Source organism: Achromobacter semiaridum (assembly GCF_053543755.1).
Map to the genome: position 1 here is coordinate 13,603 of NZ_JBLVOL010000014.1, position 18,328 is coordinate 31,930.

At 67.0% G+C, this 18,328-nt stretch carries 4 protein-coding genes; 2 read left to right on the forward strand and 2 right to left on the reverse strand.

Annotated elements, in window-relative coordinates; translation table 11 throughout:
* Positions 1 to 4 precede the first annotated feature (4 nt).
* Together ACNPP0_RS04065 and ACNPP0_RS04070 are read right to left on the reverse strand one after the other, a co-directional pair.
* Entirely contained in the window at positions 5 to 14,677 is a 14,673-nt protein-coding gene (locus ACNPP0_RS04065; protein ID WP_448705076.1) for a filamentous hemagglutinin N-terminal domain-containing protein, read from the reverse strand.
* A gap of 24 nt (positions 14,678 to 14,701) precedes the next feature.
* Positions 14,702 to 16,435, reverse strand: coding sequence for a ShlB/FhaC/HecB family hemolysin secretion/activation protein (locus ACNPP0_RS04070; RefSeq protein ID WP_448705077.1), 1,734 nt, complete (start codon positions 16,433 to 16,435; stop codon positions 14,702 to 14,704).
* A gap of 378 nt (positions 16,436 to 16,813) precedes the next feature.
* Between ACNPP0_RS04070 and ACNPP0_RS04075 the strand changes: the two genes are divergently transcribed.
* Positions 16,814 to 17,653, forward strand: coding sequence for a response regulator transcription factor (locus tag ACNPP0_RS04075; protein WP_448705078.1), 840 nt, complete (start codon positions 16,814 to 16,816; stop codon positions 17,651 to 17,653).
* Positions 17,646 to 18,328: 7TMR-DISMED2 domain-containing protein (locus ACNPP0_RS04080; protein ID WP_448705079.1), on the forward strand; the 683-nt coding region annotated here is incomplete at its 3' end. The genes ACNPP0_RS04075 and ACNPP0_RS04080, both read left to right, overlap by 8 nt.

The following is an 18,328-nucleotide window of genomic DNA, read 5'->3' on the forward strand; positions in this document are numbered from 1 at the left end:
CGAATCAAAGAGTGCGGGATTGTGCGTCGTTGTCGCGACGCTCGTCGTCGGAAGACGGGCTGCCTTCGGCGACGGGTTGTTGCGGTTTGCCGGCCGGCGTTTGCAGGACCGAGGTCTGGCCGTTCGGAACGTTCAGCATGGCGTTGTCGCCGGAAGGCAGCTGCCAGTTGAAGGTGGCGGAGGCCACTTTCAGCACCTGCGGATCGGCGTATGCGCCCAGCGGATCCGGGCCGAAACTATCAGACGGGACCGTACCACGGAACAAAGACGAGGCGGTAGGCGTGGTCGGGATGACCGGCTGCGGCGCGGTGATGGCGGACAGGCGGTCGATGACGCCCGTCGGACCCCACGTGACGCCGTTCAGGTAGTACGGCGAGCCCACCAGCGAGCTCTTGATGGAAGCGGCCGCCACGGCGCCCGTCTTGCCACCCACCGTGCCCCACACGTCGGCCGAGCCGGCGGTGAGAACGGTCAACGAGCCCACGTCCAGCTTGTGGCTGAGGTTGGCGTCGTTCAGGCCGATGCGCAGCGCGCCCAGCGGGCCGGCGGCCAGCGTCAACGCCGTTTGCGGGCCCACCAGGCCAACCGCGGTGATGTCGCCGTTGGTGCTGATGGTGGCATTCGCGCCTTGCAGCGTGGCGGGTGCGCCCAGGTTGATGGGGCCTTGGGTCACCAGCAATTGCGCGGGCAGCGTCAGGCCGGCGCCGCCGGTCTGCGTGAAGCCCGTGGCGGCCTTCACCGTCGAGCCGGCGGCGAACGTCGTCGTGCCGGTCGGGTCGGTGTTGGTGATGCGGATCGGACCCGTGTCGGCGGTAACGTCCTTGCCGAACGCGACCTTGCCGCCCGTGATGTCGATGCCGTCGGGACCCGAGGCGCGGACGTTGCCGTTGTAGCTGGCGGACTTGGCTTCCAGCTGCTGCACGCGGTAGGCGCTGACGTCGCCGTTGAACACGATGGTGTCCACGGCGCGCAGCGTCAGCGAGCCCAAGTCGGTGGCGTCGCCCGCCACCAGCACGTTCTTGCCTGCGTTGATGGCCAGGTTGTTGCCGTTGCCGTCCAGCTTGCTGCCCAGCACGACCGAACCCGTGGTGCTGGCCAGATCGCGGTCGCCGGTCAGCGTTACCGCGCCGGTGTAGACCTGGTCGCCGGTCGTGACGACCTTGCCCGGGCCCATCGTGGTGGTGCCTTCGATCGCCAGGCCGCGCAGCGGCGTGGTCGCGCCGATGTCGCCCTGGATGTCGGCGTTGCCGGCGATGATCAGGCCTTGCTGGCCCGACTCGGTACCGTCCACGCCGGCCTTCAGTTGCACGTTGGTGCCGGTCAGCGTGGTGTCCGCGCCGGACAGGATCACGTGCTGGCCATACTGCTGCGAACCCGTGGTGTCGACCGAACCGCCGTTGATCAGCACGTCGCCGTTGCCGCTGGTTTGCAGCGACGCGGTGCGAACCGGGCCGTCCAGGACGGTGTCGCCGGCGGCGTTGATTGTCAGGTTGCCCAGGCGAGAACCTTGGCCGACCGGGCCGGCAAATTCCACGTCGCCCTTGCCCGCCGACACAGTCATGTCGTGCCCGCCGTCAACGGCGCCAACGAAGCGGATGTCGCCGTCGCGGCTGGCCACGGTAACGTCGCCGCCCAGCGTGACCGCGCCCAGGTACGACTGGTCGCCCGTGGTCGCGATGCTGCCTTGGCCCAGCGTGGACTTGCCGTTTACCGTCAGGCCGGCCAGCGCATCCTGCGCACCGATCGGACCCTTCAACACGGCGTCGCCGTCAATGGTCAGCTCATGCGAGCCGTCGGCGCCGCCCAACAGGCCCACCGTGCTGCCCTTCAGGACGGTGTCGCCGCCCAGCACCACGCGTTCGTCGTAGGACTGCGCGCCGGTCGTGTCGACCCGCCCGCCGTTGATGGCAATCGTGCCGCCCACGTCCGACGTGATCGATGCCGCGTAGACAACGTCGTTCAGCGTGGTCGAGCCCTGGCTGGCGATGGCGATGTTGCCCAGCCGGCCACCCGCGTCGTCGCCCACGGCGTCCGTGAACGTGACGTTGCCCGCACCGGCCGACAGCGACAGGTCATGCCCGTCGCCCTGGCTGCTGGCGACTTTGTCATTGAACGTGATGCTGCCGCCTTGGGTCGTCAACGCCACGTCGCCGTCAAGAGTGACCGCGCCGTTGTACGACTGCTTGCCGCTCGTGCCGATGCTGCCGTCCAGGCTGGACGTGCCGTTGACCGTCAGGCTCGCCAGCACGTCCTGCGCACCGAACGCGCCCTTCAGCACGGCGTCGCCGTCGATGGTCAGGCCATGCTTGCCGTTGCCGCCACCCAACAGGCTGACGGTGCTGCCCTTCAACACCGTATCCGCGCCCAGCGTGACCAGTTCGCGGAAGGTTTGCGTGCCCGTTGTGTCGACCAGGCCGCCGTTGATGGCTACCGTGCCCGGGGCGTCCGTCTGCGCCGACGCGGCGTAGACCGCGCCGTTGAACGTGGTCGCGCCGGCGGTGTTGGCCGTCAGGTCGCCCAGGCGTTGTCCCGCGCTGCCCACGGCGTTCAGGCGAATATCGCCGCCTGCCGTGGAGTCAATGACGACGTTGCGGGTGCCGATCAGCGCGCCGTCGAACGTGACGTTGCCGGTGGTGGTGGACAACGACTGGTCGCTGCCAAGCGTGACGTCGTTCTGGTAGTGCTGGCTGCCGGTGGTGGCGATGCCGCGGGTGATCAGCGTGGCGGGGCCGTTGACGGTCAGGCTGGCCAGCTTGGTGTTGGCGCCGATGGCGCCGGCCAGCGCGGCCGGGCCATCGACGGTCAACGCGTACGCGCCGTCCACGCCATCGGCCAGCGTGACGCCGCTGCCGCTCAACGTTGTGTCGGCGCCCAGCACCACAGCGGCGCTGTAGGACTGCATGCCGGTCGTTGTGACGCTGCCGCCGTTAAGCGCGGTGATGCCGGTGCCGACCTGGTTCAGCGATGCGGTGTTGACCGCGCCGCCGTAGGTGGTGGCGCCGGCCGTCAGAACGGTCAGCGCGTTCGCGCCCGAGACGTCGCCCGTGAACGTGACGGCGCCGTTGCCCGTGTACACGTTGACGCCGCCAGCCAACACGGTGTCGCCATCGACGCCGAAAGCGCCGTTGCCGGTGGTGTACAGGCCGCGCAGCGTCGTGTCGCCGTTGTATTGCTGGGCACCGCTGGTCGCGACGTTTTGCACGCTGATGTTGGCGCCGTCGATGCTCAGGCCGGCCAGGTTGATGGCATTGCCGCCCAGCGTGACGTCGCCGTCGTTGGCGACGATCACTGCTTGCTGGTTGCCGCCGTTCAGCACGCCCGAGAGCTTGACATTGCCACCGTCGCCGTTGGCGGTCAGCGTGCGCTTGCCGCCCGTCAGCGTGGCGTTGCCGGAGATGTCGATGGACGCGCCGGTCAGGTCGCCGCCAAGCGTGACGCTGCCGTTGTAGGTCTGCGCGCCGGCGGTGTCGATGGCTGCCGTGCCGATCTGCGCGCCAAACACCGTCAGGTTGTTGACCTGGCTGTTGGTGATGGCGTGGTTGATACCGACGTTGCCCGATGACGATCCCAGCAACACGTCGCCGTGATTGCCGGCGGTCAGGCCAACGCTGCTGATCAGGGCGCCGACGGCGGCGATCTGGATGCTGCCGTCCGCCGTTGCAACGGCGCCCAGCGTCAGCGGGCCGGTGGCCTCGACGACGATGTCGCCGGCGCCCAGCACGTTGGCCTTCAGGTAACGCGCCGACGTGATGAAGGCGGCGTTGCCGTCGCCGATGCCGTTCTTGCTGGTCAGGTCCAGGCTGTTGGTCGTGACGTCGCTGCCCAGGGCCACCAACGAGCCTTCGGCGGCGGCCAGCACGACCGTGCCGTTCGCGGCGCCGGCGTTGATGGTGCCGACCACCACGTCGCCGTGCTGCGAGCTCAGGTCGATGCCGCGGTTGTTGCCGGCGGCAAGGGCCGACACGTCCAGCGTGCCGGTGGCGTTGGCCGTGATGTTGCCGTTGGCGGTGGACAGCCCGGCGGTCAGTGCGCCGGTATTGTTCAGCGTCAGGTTGGCCGGCGTGGTGACGCCGGTCAGGTTGACGTTGGCGTTGGCCACTTCAGTGGTCAATACCGTGTTGCCGCCCGCCGCGCCGCTGGTGACGTTCAGCGTATCGCCGCGTGCAATGATGTTGCGCGGCGTGGCGCCCGCCGCCACCACGTCTTGCAGGCCCACCAGGGTGATGGTGTCGTTGGCCTGCACGCCCGTGCCGGCTACCGTCAGCGTGCCGTTCGAGGACAGCAGCACGTTGTCGGCGGTATTGGACAGGCCCGAACGCGCGTCCAGGTCGCCCGACGAACGGATGTAGACCGAGCCGTTGTCGCCCGTTTGCGTCACGTCGCCGGTCAGCGTCAGGGCACGCGTGCCCACGTTGTTCAGGGCGATGACCGCGCCATAGGCGCCGGTGGTCAGGTCGCCCAGCGACGCAACGTTGGTGCGCAGGGCGATGCCGCCCAGCCCGGTGGCCAGGTTGCCCACCGTGCCGATGCTGCCGCCCGCCGTGGCCGTCAGGCTGTTGCCGAAGACCAGGTTGCCCGGAATCGCGCCCAGGATGGATCCGGCCGCCTTCAGGGTGACGTCGCCCAAGGCCAGGGCGTCGATCGTGTTGATCGACAGGTCGCCATTGGACGTGGCGATCGAGATGTCGTTGGTTGCCGAGTTCGTCTTGGTGACGGCGCTGTTCACCAGCGTGGGGCCGGCGGTGGTGATGCCGATGGCGCCGTTCTGCGTGGCGATGGCGTTCAGCGTGGTGCCGGCCGCGCGGTTGTCGTCCAGGAAGATCGAGCCGTTGCCGGTGACTTCCGCGTTGATGACGGCGGCAGTCGTCTGCACGTTGTCGGCCGAGCCTTCGGCGCCGCCGATCCCCGCGCCGGCCTTCAGCGTGACCGAATTGCCGATGATGCGCGTGGATTCCTCGCGATCGTCAACGATGGTGCTGCCGGCCTTGCTGTAGTCGATGTTGACGGTGCCCGTGCCGGCGTCGATGTTGCCTGCCACCAGTTGGCTGTTGGCGCCGTTGCCCACGATCTTGATCGTGCCGTTGCCGTTGCTGGCGACGGCGTTGGCGATTTGCAGGTTGCCGGCCGCCGCGATGTCGATCGTGCCGCCGGACAGGTACGAGTAGACGGCGTTGTTGTCCGCCGCCAGATACATGCCGCCCAGCGTGGTCGCCTCGACGCGTTGGCCGCTGGCGTTGATGCGGCCGGTGGCGGTGTTGGAGCCGATGCCGTTGCGAGCGTTCAGGGCAACACCGTACGCCTTGATGGTGGCGCCGGCCGCGTCGGCCAGGATGGTGCCGTTCTCGGCGTTCAGCGTGATCTGACCCTGGGTGGCGCCCGCCTGCACGTTCTTGACGGTGATGTTGCCCTGGGTGGCCTTGACCGAGATGCCGTTGCCGGCGGCGTCGGTGGCCGACGTCATGCTGTTCAGTACCAGGTTGCCCGACGATGTGACGCGCGTTTCGCCGTTGGCGACCGAGGTGGTCAGGCCGCCCAGCAGGTTGTTGGTGCTGTCCAGGTACAGCGAGCCCGTGCCGGTCACGCTGGCGGACACCGGGTTGTTCGGCGCCGCGATCTTGATGGCCGCGTCGTTCGTGCCGATGCCGTTCTTCGCGGTCAGTGTGATGGCGCCCGTGCCCGAACCCGAGATGGCGCCGCCGCCGTCCAGGATGCTGCCGTTCTGCGCATTCAGCGTCAGCGTCTTGTTGGTGCCGTAGCGGACGGAGCCGACCAGGATGTCGCCCGTCGTCGTCGTGACGGACAGGTCTTCGCCTGCGTTGAGGTTGCCCAGGTTGATCGAGCCGGCCTGGTTCAACCAGATGCCGCCCGAGGCCGTGGCCGCGATGTTCTTGACCTGCGTGTTCAGGGCGCGGGTGGACGAGCCAATCGCGTTGGGGGTTTCACTCGACCCGGTGGACAACGTCAGGTTGCCCGCCGTGATCTTCGACGTGCCCGTCATGCCCTGGATCGAGCCGCCGGTGTAGTAGTAGGGGTTGGTCGACAGGTTGACCGACCCATTGGCCGTGACGTCGATGTCGTTCAGCGTGATCGAGCCGATTGCCTGGTACGTGAAGTTCAGGCCGGTGGTGTCACGAACGATGGTCAGCGCGGTGTTGTTGCTGGTGTCGGCGCCGCTGAACGTCAGGTTCTGCGCGTCGATGGTCAGGAAGCCGTAGCTGCCGTTCTGGTTGCCCTGCGCGTTGGCGCGGTTGATGGTCAGGTCGGTCAGGTCGGCCAGGTTGTCGACGTAGATGCTGCCCGGGGTGTTCAGCGTCAGCGACGGCGTGTCCAGATGGATGCGGTTGCTGTTGCCCGAGCCGATGCTGCGCGAGGACCCGTAGTCGGCCGTCAGCGTGACGCTGTTGCCGGTGATGCGGTTGCTGTTATTTGCGCCGACGATGTTGCCCGTGCTGGTCGACAACGCGACCGCGCCGTTGGTGGTGCTGATGGTGCCCACCACCAGGTCGCGGCCGGCGCGGCCGGTATCGGCGGTCAGCGTGATGTTGCCGTCGCCGGTGACCGAGGCGGCCTGCAAGCCGTAGGTTTCGATCAGCGCGATGCTGCCGTCCGCCGTGGCCGTCTTGGTGGCGCTAAGGGTGACGATCGTCGTGCCGCCCGAGCTCAGGTTGGTGGTGCGGATGGCGCTCTTGTTGCCGATCGAGCCATTGGCCGTCAGGTTGACGGTGGTGGCGTTGCTGATCGTGCCGCTCAGGATGGAGCCGCCCGTGTTGTTGACGGTGAAGCTGTTGCCGTTGGTGTTGACCGAACCCAGTTCGATGTCGCCGACGGTGTTGCTGACCGAGCTGGCGCCGGTCGAGGTCAGGCTGGGCAGGCTGGTGTTGCCTTCCACCGTAATGAACGCGCCGCCGCCGGCCGCGCGGCCGGTCAGCGTGCTGACGCGCGTGTCGATGGCGTTGCCGATGCCGCTTGCGCCGATGGCGGTGTTGGCGTTCAGGTTCAACGACGCCGCGTCGATCTTGGTGTTGGCATCGCCATCGCCCAGCAGCGAGGCATAGCGCGAGGTCAGCGACACGTTGTCGTAGCCGACGTTGATGGTGCCAACGGTGATGCTGCGGTCGCTGGTGACGCTAAGGTTCAGGCCGCCCGCATCCGTGATGTTGCCCAGCACCAGGCCAGCCGTGCTGCCGCTGCCGCCGTCGGTGGCGGTAAAGCCGATGTTGCCGCCGTCGCGCGTCGGCGAATTGATGCTGTACGAGCGCGCGCCGTTACCCGTCGAATACAGCGACAACGTATCGATGTGCTTGTTGGAATCGATATAGACGTCGCCGGCGTTCTGGATGTTCAGCAGCGGGGCCGACAGATTGATCTCGCGGCCCGTGCCGCCGATGGCGCCCGATCCCTGCGTGGTCAGCGAAACCTGGGCGGCCGTGATGCGCTGGCTGTCATCGGCGCTGCCCAGGATGCTGTTGTTGCTGGACAGGCGTACGGTGCCGGTGGACTGCGTGTCGATGATGCCGATGTCCTGGCCAACGTTGCTGGACAACATCAGGTTCAGGCCGGTGTTGTCGCGGACATTGTTGACTTGCAGGCGGCCGTCATGCACCACATCGAACAGCAATTCGTTCGACGTGACGTCGTAGGTCGAAGGCGCGACACCCGTTGCATACAACGACAGGCTGGCCAGGTCGACGTCGTTGTTCACGTAGACGTGGCTGCCGCTCGTCAGGTAGAGCTCGCTGGTGGTGGTGTTGATCTTGTCGGCCGGACCCGAGCCGATCTGGCCGGTGGCGAAGAGCGACACCGAATCGCCCGTCACGTGCGAGGCGGGCGACAGGTTGAGCAAGTTGCTGCCCGCGCCGTTGGCGGCCAGGCTGACGGCATGCGCGGGGCCGGTGTCGATGTTGCCGATGCGTACCGTGCGGTCGCCGGAGAACGAGAAGTTCAGGCCGGTGGTGTCTTGCACATCGAACAGGTTGTAGCCGCCGGTGTCCGTGACGTTGAACGTCAGGCCCTGCGCCGCCACCTGCACCACGTTGTCCACGGATTGGTTGGCGTGGTTGGCGGTGACGTTCAGGCTGAACAGGTTCGACGTGTTGTTCAGGTAAAGATTGTTGCCAGTCTGCGTGGTCAGTTGCCGCGTGTCGGTTTGCACGGCATTGCCGGCCGCGCCAATGGACTGCGTGGCGGTCAGGATCAGCGAGGGGGCGACGAAGCTGCTGCCCGCGCCTTGAAGAATCGACCCGTTGGTAACGTTCACCTGCGCGGAGCTGGCGACGTTGTTGTTGCCCAGGGTCAGGGTCTTGTTGTTCGAGATCCACAGGCTGCCGCGCAGGTTCGAGGACAGCTTGTCCACGCTGACGTACAGCGGCTGGTTGGTGTTGTACGTACCCGTGACCGAGCCGGCATTGAGCGTCAGCGCGCCCGTGGTGATGTTGGGGCTGCTGGCGCTGCTGCTGTTGCCGTAGATGTTGCTGTTGCTGCCCAGCGTGACCGAGCCGCCCGCGCCGGTGGCCACGTTGTTGACGGTCAGCGCGCGGTCGGACGAGATCGACAGCGCCAGGTTGCCCGCGGTGGAAACGTTGTTAAGCGTCAGCCCCGAAGTGCCGGTCGAATCGCTCAGCGAGAACGTCAGGCCGGTGGCCGAGACGCTGTACGAATTGTTCTGCAAGCCGCTCGAGCTGGCGTGGTTCGCGGTCAGCGACAGCGACGTCAGCTGCTTGTCGTTGGAGACGGACACGTTGCCCGCCGACGCGATCGACAGATTGTTCGTGCTGGTCGAAGCGGCGACGCTGCCGTTCGTGCCCAGCGCGTTCAGGCTGACGTTATTGCCGGTAATGACGCCCGAGCTGCGGCTGATGGTCGGCAGGAACGACGTGTTGGCGTAGCGCGAGGTCAGCGTCACGGAACCCGCGGCGCCGGTATTGATCGCGCCGGTGGCAATGGCGGAATCGGCGTTGACGGCCAGTGCGGCGCCGTTCATGTCTGCCGCGATCGTCAGGCTGGTGCCACCCGCGATCGACAGCGTCTGGCCGCCCAGCCCGCTGAAGGCATAGGCGTTGGTGTCGAAGTTGGTGGTGCTGCCCGCGTCGCGGCGGCTCAGGTTCAGGTCGATGCTGCTTAGCGCCTGATTCCCGTTGTTCAAGAAGATGTCGCCGTTGTTGGCGATTGCCAGGTTGGCGGTCGCGGTGCGCAGCGCGCGGCCGGCGGCGCCGATGGCCCCGGTGTTTGCATCGCGCGCGGTGTAGCTGTCGCTGCCGGTGGCCGACAGCTTGACCGTGCCGGCCGTGATGCGGCCGGTGCCGGCATCACTGGTGATGCTGGAATTGACGCCGCCGTTGGCCGTGGTCAGGCTGACCGAGTTGCTGGCGGCAATGGCGCCCACCTGGATGTTCTTGCGGCCGCTGAAGCTGAAGTCCGTCAGCCGGCCCGTGATCTGTTCCAGGTACTGCGTGGTGCCGTCGTCGGTGATGCGGATGGTCTGGCCCGCGCCGCCGCCGATGGCGATGGTGCTGGTGGCGCCGGCCGCGCGCTGGCTGTTGATCGCCAGGCTGCGCAGCACGGTGTCGCTGGCGACAAAGAAGTTGATACCCGCCGACAGGCTCAACGCGGACGTGCCGGCCAGGGCCAGCGTGCCGCCCGTGGCCGACGAGCCGATCGAGCTGCTGGAGCCCGCCGTTAACGCGACATTCGCCGCGCGGATCGTGCCGGGGTTGGCCAGGTCGTCGTTGGCGATGTTGCCGCCCGCGATCAGGCTGACCTTGCCGCCCGCGCCAGCATCGATGTTGCCGACCCACAGGTTCTTGCCGTTGGCCGAGAACCCGAAATCCAGGTCGGTGGAACTGGCGATGTCCTTCAGGTGGATGCCGTTGGCGTCGTCCGTCAGCGTGAAGGCCGACAGGTTCGGTGCGGTGATCGCGTACGAGCCATAGACGTAGCCATTGCGTGTGACGGCCAGGCGCGTCAGGCCGGTCTCGTTGTCGACGGTGATGTCGCCACCGCTGGTCAGGCTGACGTCCGGCGCCTGCAAGGTCAGCGCGGCGCCGGCCGCGCCCAGCGAACCGGCGGCCGACAGCGCGATGCTGCTGGCCTGGATCTTCGTGGCGGCGTCGCCATCGTCAAGAATGGAACCCGCGCTGTTGGCCAGCGACGCGGGGCCGGCGGCCTGCACGTTGCCGACCAGAGTCGTGCCGTTCCCTTGCGTGTAGCCAAGCTGCCCGCCTGCCGTTACCGACGCCAGCTTGATGTTGCCGTAGGTGCCGTTCAGATAGAGGTCGCCGCCCGCGTTGGCCAGGACGTTGACCTGGCTGGGGCCGCCCACGCCCACATAGCGCACGCTGCCGCCGTAGTTGCCGCCGATCGAGCCGGTTGCGGTCAACGAGATGTCGCCACCGCCCGCGTACACATTGCCCGAGCCGTTACCCAGGATGGAGCCGTTGGCCGCGTTCAGCGTCACATCGTCGTTCCAGCTGCGTATCGTGCCCGATACCAGCAGGTCGCCCTGGCGTGCGTCGATCTGTACGGCGTCGGTGGCCGTGATGTTGTTCAGCGTGATGACGCCGGTGGTGTTGCTGGAGCCGGTGGGCTTGGGCAGCTGCACATAGAAGCCGCCATTGCTGGCCGAGCCCGACAGGTTGCTGGTCAGGATGTCCAGATAGCCGTTGCCGGTGGCGCCGATGGCGCGGCCGGCGGACAGGTTCACCGAATTGGCCAGCAGCAGGGTGTTCTTGTTGCCGTCGTCGCTGATCGCGCCCGAGGTGTTCAGCGTGATGGAACCGCCATAACCGGCGTCGATGCTGCCGACCGTGACGTCGCGGTCGCTGATGAAGTTGAAATACACCGAGTTGCTGTCGCGCACCTCGTGTATGGTGTGGCCGGTCACGTCGTCGGTGATGTTGAACAGCAGCGACGGCGCGCGCACGTCCAGCACATAGTGATCGTCCTCGCCCTTGTGGCGAGCAGTCACCGTCAGGGTGTTGAGGTCGGCGATGTTGGTCGCGTAGAGGTTGCCGCGCGTGTCCAGCGACAGGTTCGGCGCGTTGACCGAGACGAAATTGGCGTGGGTGCCGATGTCCTGGGCGGCGGCCAGGCTGACCGCGCCCGCGGTGACGCGCGTATCCGCAATGCCGTCATCCAGGATGCTGCCCTGCGTGGACGTCAGCGTGACGCCGCTGCCGGCGCGGATGTTGCCCAGCTTCAGGGTCTGGTCGCCGCTGAACACAAACTGATTCAGCAACGCGCTATAGACCTGCTTCAATTCATACGCATTGCCCAGATCGTCGTTGACGTCGAACGCCAGGAAGGGCGCGGAGACTTGCAGGAAGTTCTTTCGCAGCGGATCGGCGTGCGAGTTGCTGACGGACAGGTAGGTCAGCGTCTTGCCGGGGTTGTCGACGTAGATGTCGCCGCCGCTACCCAGTGTCAGGCTGGCCGAGGACGTCTTGATGTGGTCGCCCGAGGTGCCGATGTGCTGACGCGCTTGCAGATTGATGGCGTTGCCCACCAGTTCGCTGTTGGCATTGGCGCGCAGGATGTTGCCACCCTGGGCGTTCAACGACAGCGTGCCGGTGCCGGCGTCCAGCTTGTTGGCGGTCAGGTCGGCCACGCCGATGACGGAAATGCCGTTGAAGGCCTTCAGGTCATCCAGCAGCACGGAACCCTGCGCCTGGTTCAGATAGATGCTGCCGCCCGTGGCGTGCAGTTCACCCGCCGCCGTGCGCAGGTAGGTGCCCGCCGTGCCCACGGTGTAGCTGCTGTTCGATGCGGGCGCCAGCAAGGTCACGACGTTACCGGTGACCAGCGATGCCGACGTGCCCGTGATGCTGCCGGCGCGCGCGGTCAGCGTGACGTTGCCCGAACCCGCGTTGATCTGGCCGGCGGAAATGCTGTTGCCCGTCAGGTTGACGGCGCCGCCGCCGGAACTGACGTTGTTGGCCGTCAGCGAGCCCGCGCCAGTGATCACGATGGCGGCGTTATCGGCCTGGGCCTGCGTGATGTTCAGGTTGGAGCTGCTGCTGTCCAGGTACACGCCGCCCGTGCCCGCCGTGGCGGACACGTTACCGGCGTTGGTCTTCAGGCTGCGGGACGCGGCGCCGATGATGCCGTTCTGCGCCGACAACGCCAGCGTGTTGGTCGAGATCGTGGTGGCGTCATCGCCGTCGTCCACGATGTTGCCCATGGTCGACGTCAGCGACGTCGATGCGCCGGCCTTGATGGCGCCCAGGGTCAGGTTGCCGCTGCTCCACACGGACAGCGGGCCGGTGGTTTCGACGGAACGCAGGTTCAGCGCGCCGAAGTTGTAGAGATACACGCCGCCCGCGCCGCTGGCGGCCGTCAGCGTGGCGGTCTGGGTGTTCAACGCCAGGTCGGCGCTGCCGATGGCGCCGTTGTTGCCATTGCTGCCGCTGGCCTTCAGCACGATGCTGCCCGCGCTCATGCTGCCCGGGATGCTGCCGGCCAGGATGTCGCCGGCCGTGGACGTCAGGGCCAGCGCGCCCGCGCCCAACGAGACGGAGCCCACGCGGATCGTGCGGTCGCCGGTGAACGAGAAGTTCAGGCCATTCTGGACGGCCCGGTTCAGGTAATAGCTGCCGTTGTCCGCCAACGAGAAATCCAGCCCGCCGGCCGAGGTGAGCTGGTACGTGTTGTTGACGCCGGGCTGGGCGTGGCGGCTGGTGATGTCCAGCGTGCTCAGTACCGAGCGGTTGGCCGCGAACAGGTTGCCGCCGGTGGCAAGCGCCAGCCGCGATGTCTGGGTGTTGACCGCGTTGCCGGCCTCGCCGATGTTGCCGCCGCTGGCGTCCAGCGTGACGGTGTTGCCCGCCACGACCTGGTTGGCGCCGCCCACGTTGCGGATGCTGCCCGCGCTGGTGCGGACCAGCGCCGCGCCGCTGCCGGCGTCAATGACGTTGGCCAGGTTGATGTCGCCGGTGGCGTTCAGCGTGATCGCGCCGCCCCGGCTGGTCAGCTTGCCGATGTTGTTCAGCGTGCTGCCCACGCCCAGCGCTTCCAGCGTGATGGCACCGCCTTGGGTGCTGATTTCGGTGTTCGAATTCTCGAAGCGGATGCCGCCCGTCTGCGTCGAGCGCAGCGTGAAGCTGTTGCCCGAGGTCGTCTTCAGATTGATCGCGGCCATGTCCGCGATCGTGATCTGGCCAGTGGCTTCCAGCTTGATGTTGGTGGTGCCGGCCAGGCTTTCCAAGAGGCCGCGCGACACGGTGTTGTTGGCCGCGTTGGCGTCGCCGCTATTGAGCGTGCCGTCGCCCGCGCTGCCGTCCAGCGCGCCCGAGCCGTTGCCGGAATCGACGATGCGCAGGTCGGTCGGGTCGATCAGCAACAGGCCGGTCTTGCCCTTGGGCGCGCGCATGTCCACCGAGCCGGTCAGGCCGATGTTTTTCTTGCTGGAGACTTCGGCAAAGCCACCGTCGCCGCCTTGCTCACCGCCGCGTGCCGACAGGCTGCCGGCAAAGGCGGTGGCCTCGTTGGACCACATCGTGACGCTGCCGCCGTTGCCGTTGACGCGCGCATCGGCCTTGAGCGTGGCGCCCGCCGCCACCTTGACGGTGGACGACTTGCCGCTGAATGCCGCCGAGCCGTCGTCCGGGGCAACGCCCAGGCTGCCCAGGGCGATCTCGCCGCCGCCCGCCGCGCCGGACACGTCGATGGCGGCGCCGCGCGCCACGTCCACGTGTTCGCCGGTGACGACGACCTTGCCGCCTTGCTGGCCGGCGCCGGCGCCCGTGGCGTCGACCGTGCCCGCGATCTTGACGGTGCCGGCGTCGCCGCCGGACAGCACGATCTTGCCGTTCTGCGTGCCCACCGACTGGGCGCTGATGATGCCGTCGGTGTTGACGACGTTGTCGATCACGCCCTTGACGGCGCGCGCCGTCATCAGCACCGTACCGCCGTCCGCGCGGATGACGCCGGTGTTGGTCACCAGTGCCGATACCGGCTTGCCGCTGGCGTCCTTGGGCAGATCGCCAACGGTGGAAGTGGCGTCAAAGGAAAGCAGGCCGTCGCCCTGGAAGTCCACCGTGACGGTGTTCGCGCCGGCCAGGGCCACGCGGCCCAGCTTGGCCTGGATCACGCCCGAGTTGCTGACCGACGGCGCCACCAGCGCGGCCAGGCCGCTGTCCTTGATGGTGATCGTGCCTTCGTTGACGATCCGGGCGTTGGCCTTGGTGGAGGCCTGGTTGAACTTGTAGTTGCCGGCCAGGAAATCCTTGTCGCTGATGTTCGCCGTGGTGGCGACCAGGCCGCCCACGTCGATACGCGCGCCCTTGCCGAACACGACGCCGTTCGGGTTGACCAGCATCACCGTGCCGTTGGCGTTCAACTTGCCGAAGATGGCCGACGGGTCGTTGCCGACCACGCGGTTCAGCGTGACGCTCTTGCCGCCGGGCTGGCGGAAATTGACCGTCTCGTTGGCGCCGATGCTGAAGTCTTTCCAGTTGATGATCGCCTTGCCGCTGGACTGGTTGATGTCCAGCGTGCCGTTGCCGCGGTCATTGATGGTGGCGGCGCCACCCACGACGGTGCCGCCGGTGGGGTTGGCGTGCGCGCCGCCAGAGGCCAGCGAGCCAATCAGCACGGCCAGCGTGCTGAGCGCGGGCAGGGCGGTGTCTTTCTTCAGGCGCATGCGGCGAGCGGATGGGGCGAGGCTGCGGGATTTGCGATTCATGGTCGGTCTCTTGTCGTTCGCTGCTTAGTACTGCGCCGAGATGCTGAAAAATACGCGGGGATTCTTGTTGCCCTGGGTCAGGACGTCGCCGCTTGTGGGCTTGGCCACTTCAAGCGTGGCGTACAGGGTCTTGCTGAGGTTGGCGCGCATGCCCGCGCCAATGGACGACACGTTGGCGCGCGTCAGCGGCGCGCTTTCGCTGCGCGACCAGATGCGGCCGCCGTCGACAAACGAATAAACGTGCGCGCCGTGCGGCAGGAAGTTGTCGGTGGACACGGCGTAGCGCAGTTCCAGCGAGCCGGCCAGGCCGGAATCGGCGGACATTTCGCCGTCGTCATAACCGCGGCCGAAGTTGGGTCCGCCCAGCGCGAATTCTTCGCTGGCCAGAAGCGGGCTGGCGCTGTATTGGCCGGCAAAGGTGGCCACCAGCGACAGGCGATCGGTCAGCTGTTGCAGGCGCGTCAGTTCGGCGGTCAGCTTCAGGAAGTCCGAACGGCCCTTGGCGCGCGAGGCCAGCTCGGCCCCTTCTTGCGTGGCGCCCATCGCGTCCAGGCCCTGGTGCACCGTGCCACGGATGGCGGTGATGCCGTTCCAGCTGTCGGTACGGTCATAGCTCAGGCCCGCGCGCAGCACGCGCAGCCGGTCGCGCGTGAAGGGCGTCTCGGTAATGTCGGTGGCCACGTTGCGCACGTCGAACATGCCGAAGGCGCGCAAGTTCTCCAGGCGCGAGCGGATCAGCGGATAGGTGACGGTGGCCGTGTAGGCCTGCACGTCGCTGGCAACGTTCAGCGGGGCCAGGTCGCGGCCCGGCTCGCTCTTGGCGTAGCTGGCGGCCAGGCCGAACGTCATGCCGCTGTCGCTGACCAGCATGTCGTAGTTGGCGGCAACGGCCTGGCTGCGGTAGGCCGGAAAACCCAGGCGGCCGCTCAGCGTGAAGGTGTCGGCGCGGGCGCCGAACGAATTCAGCGTGACCTGGCCGGTCATTTCGCTCCAGCCCAGGTAGGGCGAGCCACGGTTATCAATGCCCAGGCGCGCATCGACGGGCTTGCGTTCGCTGTGCACCACCAGCACCGAGCCGCCCACTTCCTTGGGCGAGGCCTCCAGTGACGCGCGCACCACCAGGCCGTTCAAATCATTGGCCAACAGCAGCTGGCGTTCGACTTCGGCCACGTTGATCGGGCGCACGCCACGCAGGCGCTGCACCAGCTTTTCGACCGCCGCCTGCGCGGGGCCGATGTCGCCGTCGTACCTCACGTCCGACACATAGCCCTCCACCACCACGATGCGGAACACGCCGCCATCGACGGTCTGCGCGGGCACGATCACGCGCGTGGTCACGTAGCCGTCATTGCGGTAGAGCAGTTCGATGTCGTTGGCCACCTTGAAGGCGTCGGCCACCGTGATCGTCTTGCCGACCAGTCCCTGGTAGAACGCGCTGAGGGTCTCGGGCGCGTAGTGCGTCACGCCTTCCACGCGCATGTTGGCCAGCGTGAAGCTCAGCTTGTCGGCACCCACCGGGGCCTCGGACGCGCTGCCCTGCTGCACCGTCACTTCCGGGGCGGTGGTCATGCTTTCCGGCATGGCCGGCTGGGGCAGGGCGCGGCCGGGCTCGGCGGCGGACGGCAACTGCGGGCGCACGCTTTGCGCCGCGGCGGGGCTGGTCGCCAACGCCAGGGCCGTTAAGGCCAGACCGACATGCAGGAAAAGGGGGGACAGGCAGAGGACAACGGGGCGGCAAAATCGGGAGAGGCGGCGCATGAGTACTCGGACGGCGACTTGTTACATTTGGATTTAATAGATGCTATTTGACATATAAGTCACGCTTGGGTACACAACATTTTTGCAACTTCCAAGCCTTGAGATATGCCTACGCTCGTGGCGCCATCACTGGTGGAGACGGGCAAATACAGGGGAATTCGGGTGTCGCAAGCCTGTGGCGGCGACGCCACAACGACACAAAAAGAACATCCCCTTCGACCAGGTTCGCGCTGTAACAAACATTATCGTAAGTACGCAAATATTCCATTACCGAGGTTTGCTGGAATGTCAGGCAGGTTTGCCGCAAGGAAAATTATTCGAGTCATAGCCTCGAATTTGTCTCGTGTTACCAACGCGAGCGCGGGCCAACATGAAAGAATGCGCGGCATGAACGACGCCTTCTTTTCGATGGCTCCGGGCCAGCTCGCGGGCTTACGCGTACTGGTCGTGGAGGACCGCCCCGAAGACCGCATGCTGCTGGTGGATTTCCTGACCAGCCAGGACTGCCGCGTCTACGTGGCCGAGGACGGCAATGACGGCTACCGCAAGGCGCAGCTGGTGCAGCCGGACATCATCCTGATGGACGTGACCATGCCGGTGTGCGACGGCCTGGCCGCCTGCCGCCTGCTGAAAGCCGACCAGGCCACGCGCGGCATCCCCGTCATCTTCCTGACGGCGGCTAGCCTGCCCGGCGAACGCGTGGCGGGTCTGTCGGCCGGTGCGGTCGATTACGTGGCCAAGCCCTTCGACTTCGAGGAAGTGCGCCTGCGCCTGCTGATTCATCTGCGGGTAGGGACCACGCCCGGGGCCCCGCCGACGCCGGTTCCCGCCGTGACCGAAACCCATGCGGAGGACGGCACGTCCGCCGCCGCGGCCGGCGCGACGCTGGACGGTGTGCTGTTTCGCGCCGCCCGCAAGCTACTGCGCGAACGGCTGGATCACACGCCGGAATTGATGGCGCTGGCGCAGGCGCTGAACACGAACGCGCGTCGGTTGAATCAGGCTTTCCGGCGCTGCGCCGGCACGACCGTGTTCGAGTTCCTGCGCGAAGAGCGCATGCGCGAGGCGCGCCGCTTGCTGTGCGAAACCAGCCTGGATATCCAGGCCATTTCGCAGGCGGTGGGCTATGGCAATCGGGGCAATTTCTCTACGGCTTTTCGCGAGCGCTTCGGCATGCCGCCCACGGCCTTGCGCCAGGAGCTTGATCCCTATGCATGATCGCCGCCTGGGCTTGCCGGGCAGGCTGCCGTTGAAGTGGATGTTGCCGTTGATGTTGCTGTTGCTATGGATCCTGTCCTGCGTGGCGCCGCCCGTGCACGCGCAGCCCCTACCGCCTGCAACGCCCGTCGTCGACCTGAACGCCGTGACCGGCAAGCTGCCGCTGAACCACGAACTGCTGGGCCTGGAAGATACAACGGCGTCCAAGGACGTCAGCCAGATCCTGGACGGGCCCTGGCAGCCCGTGGCGCCCGCCTGGCTGAACCGGGGCTTTTCCAAATCGGTGTACTGGCTGAAGCTGGACGTGCGCAACCCCACGCAGGGCTTTGTTGAGCGCTGGTTGTCGTTCGGCGTGCCCCGTCTGGAAGACGTGCGGTTCTATCTGTATCCCGCCGGGCAGCGGGAGCCTTCCCAAGTCATCCTGGCGGGCAATCGCGAGCCGCTTGCGTCGCGACAAGTGCCGTCGTCGGTGTCCGTGGCCCCGCTGCTGCTCAATCCGGGTGAACGCGTGACGGTGCTGGTGCGGGTGCAAAGCCGCTCGGCCATCAGCATGGAACCCACCTTGTGGACGCCGGGCGCATTCGTGGGCGCGGCGCAGCGCGGCACGCTGGTGCTGGCGCTGCTGATCGGCGCGCTGCTGATGGTGGTGATCTACACGGGCGTGGGGGGGGGGGG

What these genes read in the sequence shown, in the direction of transcription:
- ACNPP0_RS04065 (WP_448705076.1), bottom strand. Translation starts at nt 14,677, where the DNA reads ATGAATCGCAAATCCCGCAGCCTCGCCCCATCCGCTCGCCGCATGCGC.
- ACNPP0_RS04070 (WP_448705077.1), bottom strand. Translation starts at nt 16,435, where the DNA reads ATGCGCCGCCTCTCCCGATTTTGCCGCCCCGTTGTCCTCTGCCTGTCC.
- ACNPP0_RS04075 (WP_448705078.1), top strand. Translation starts at nt 16,814, where the DNA reads ATGCGCGGCATGAACGACGCCTTCTTTTCGATGGCTCCGGGCCAGCTC.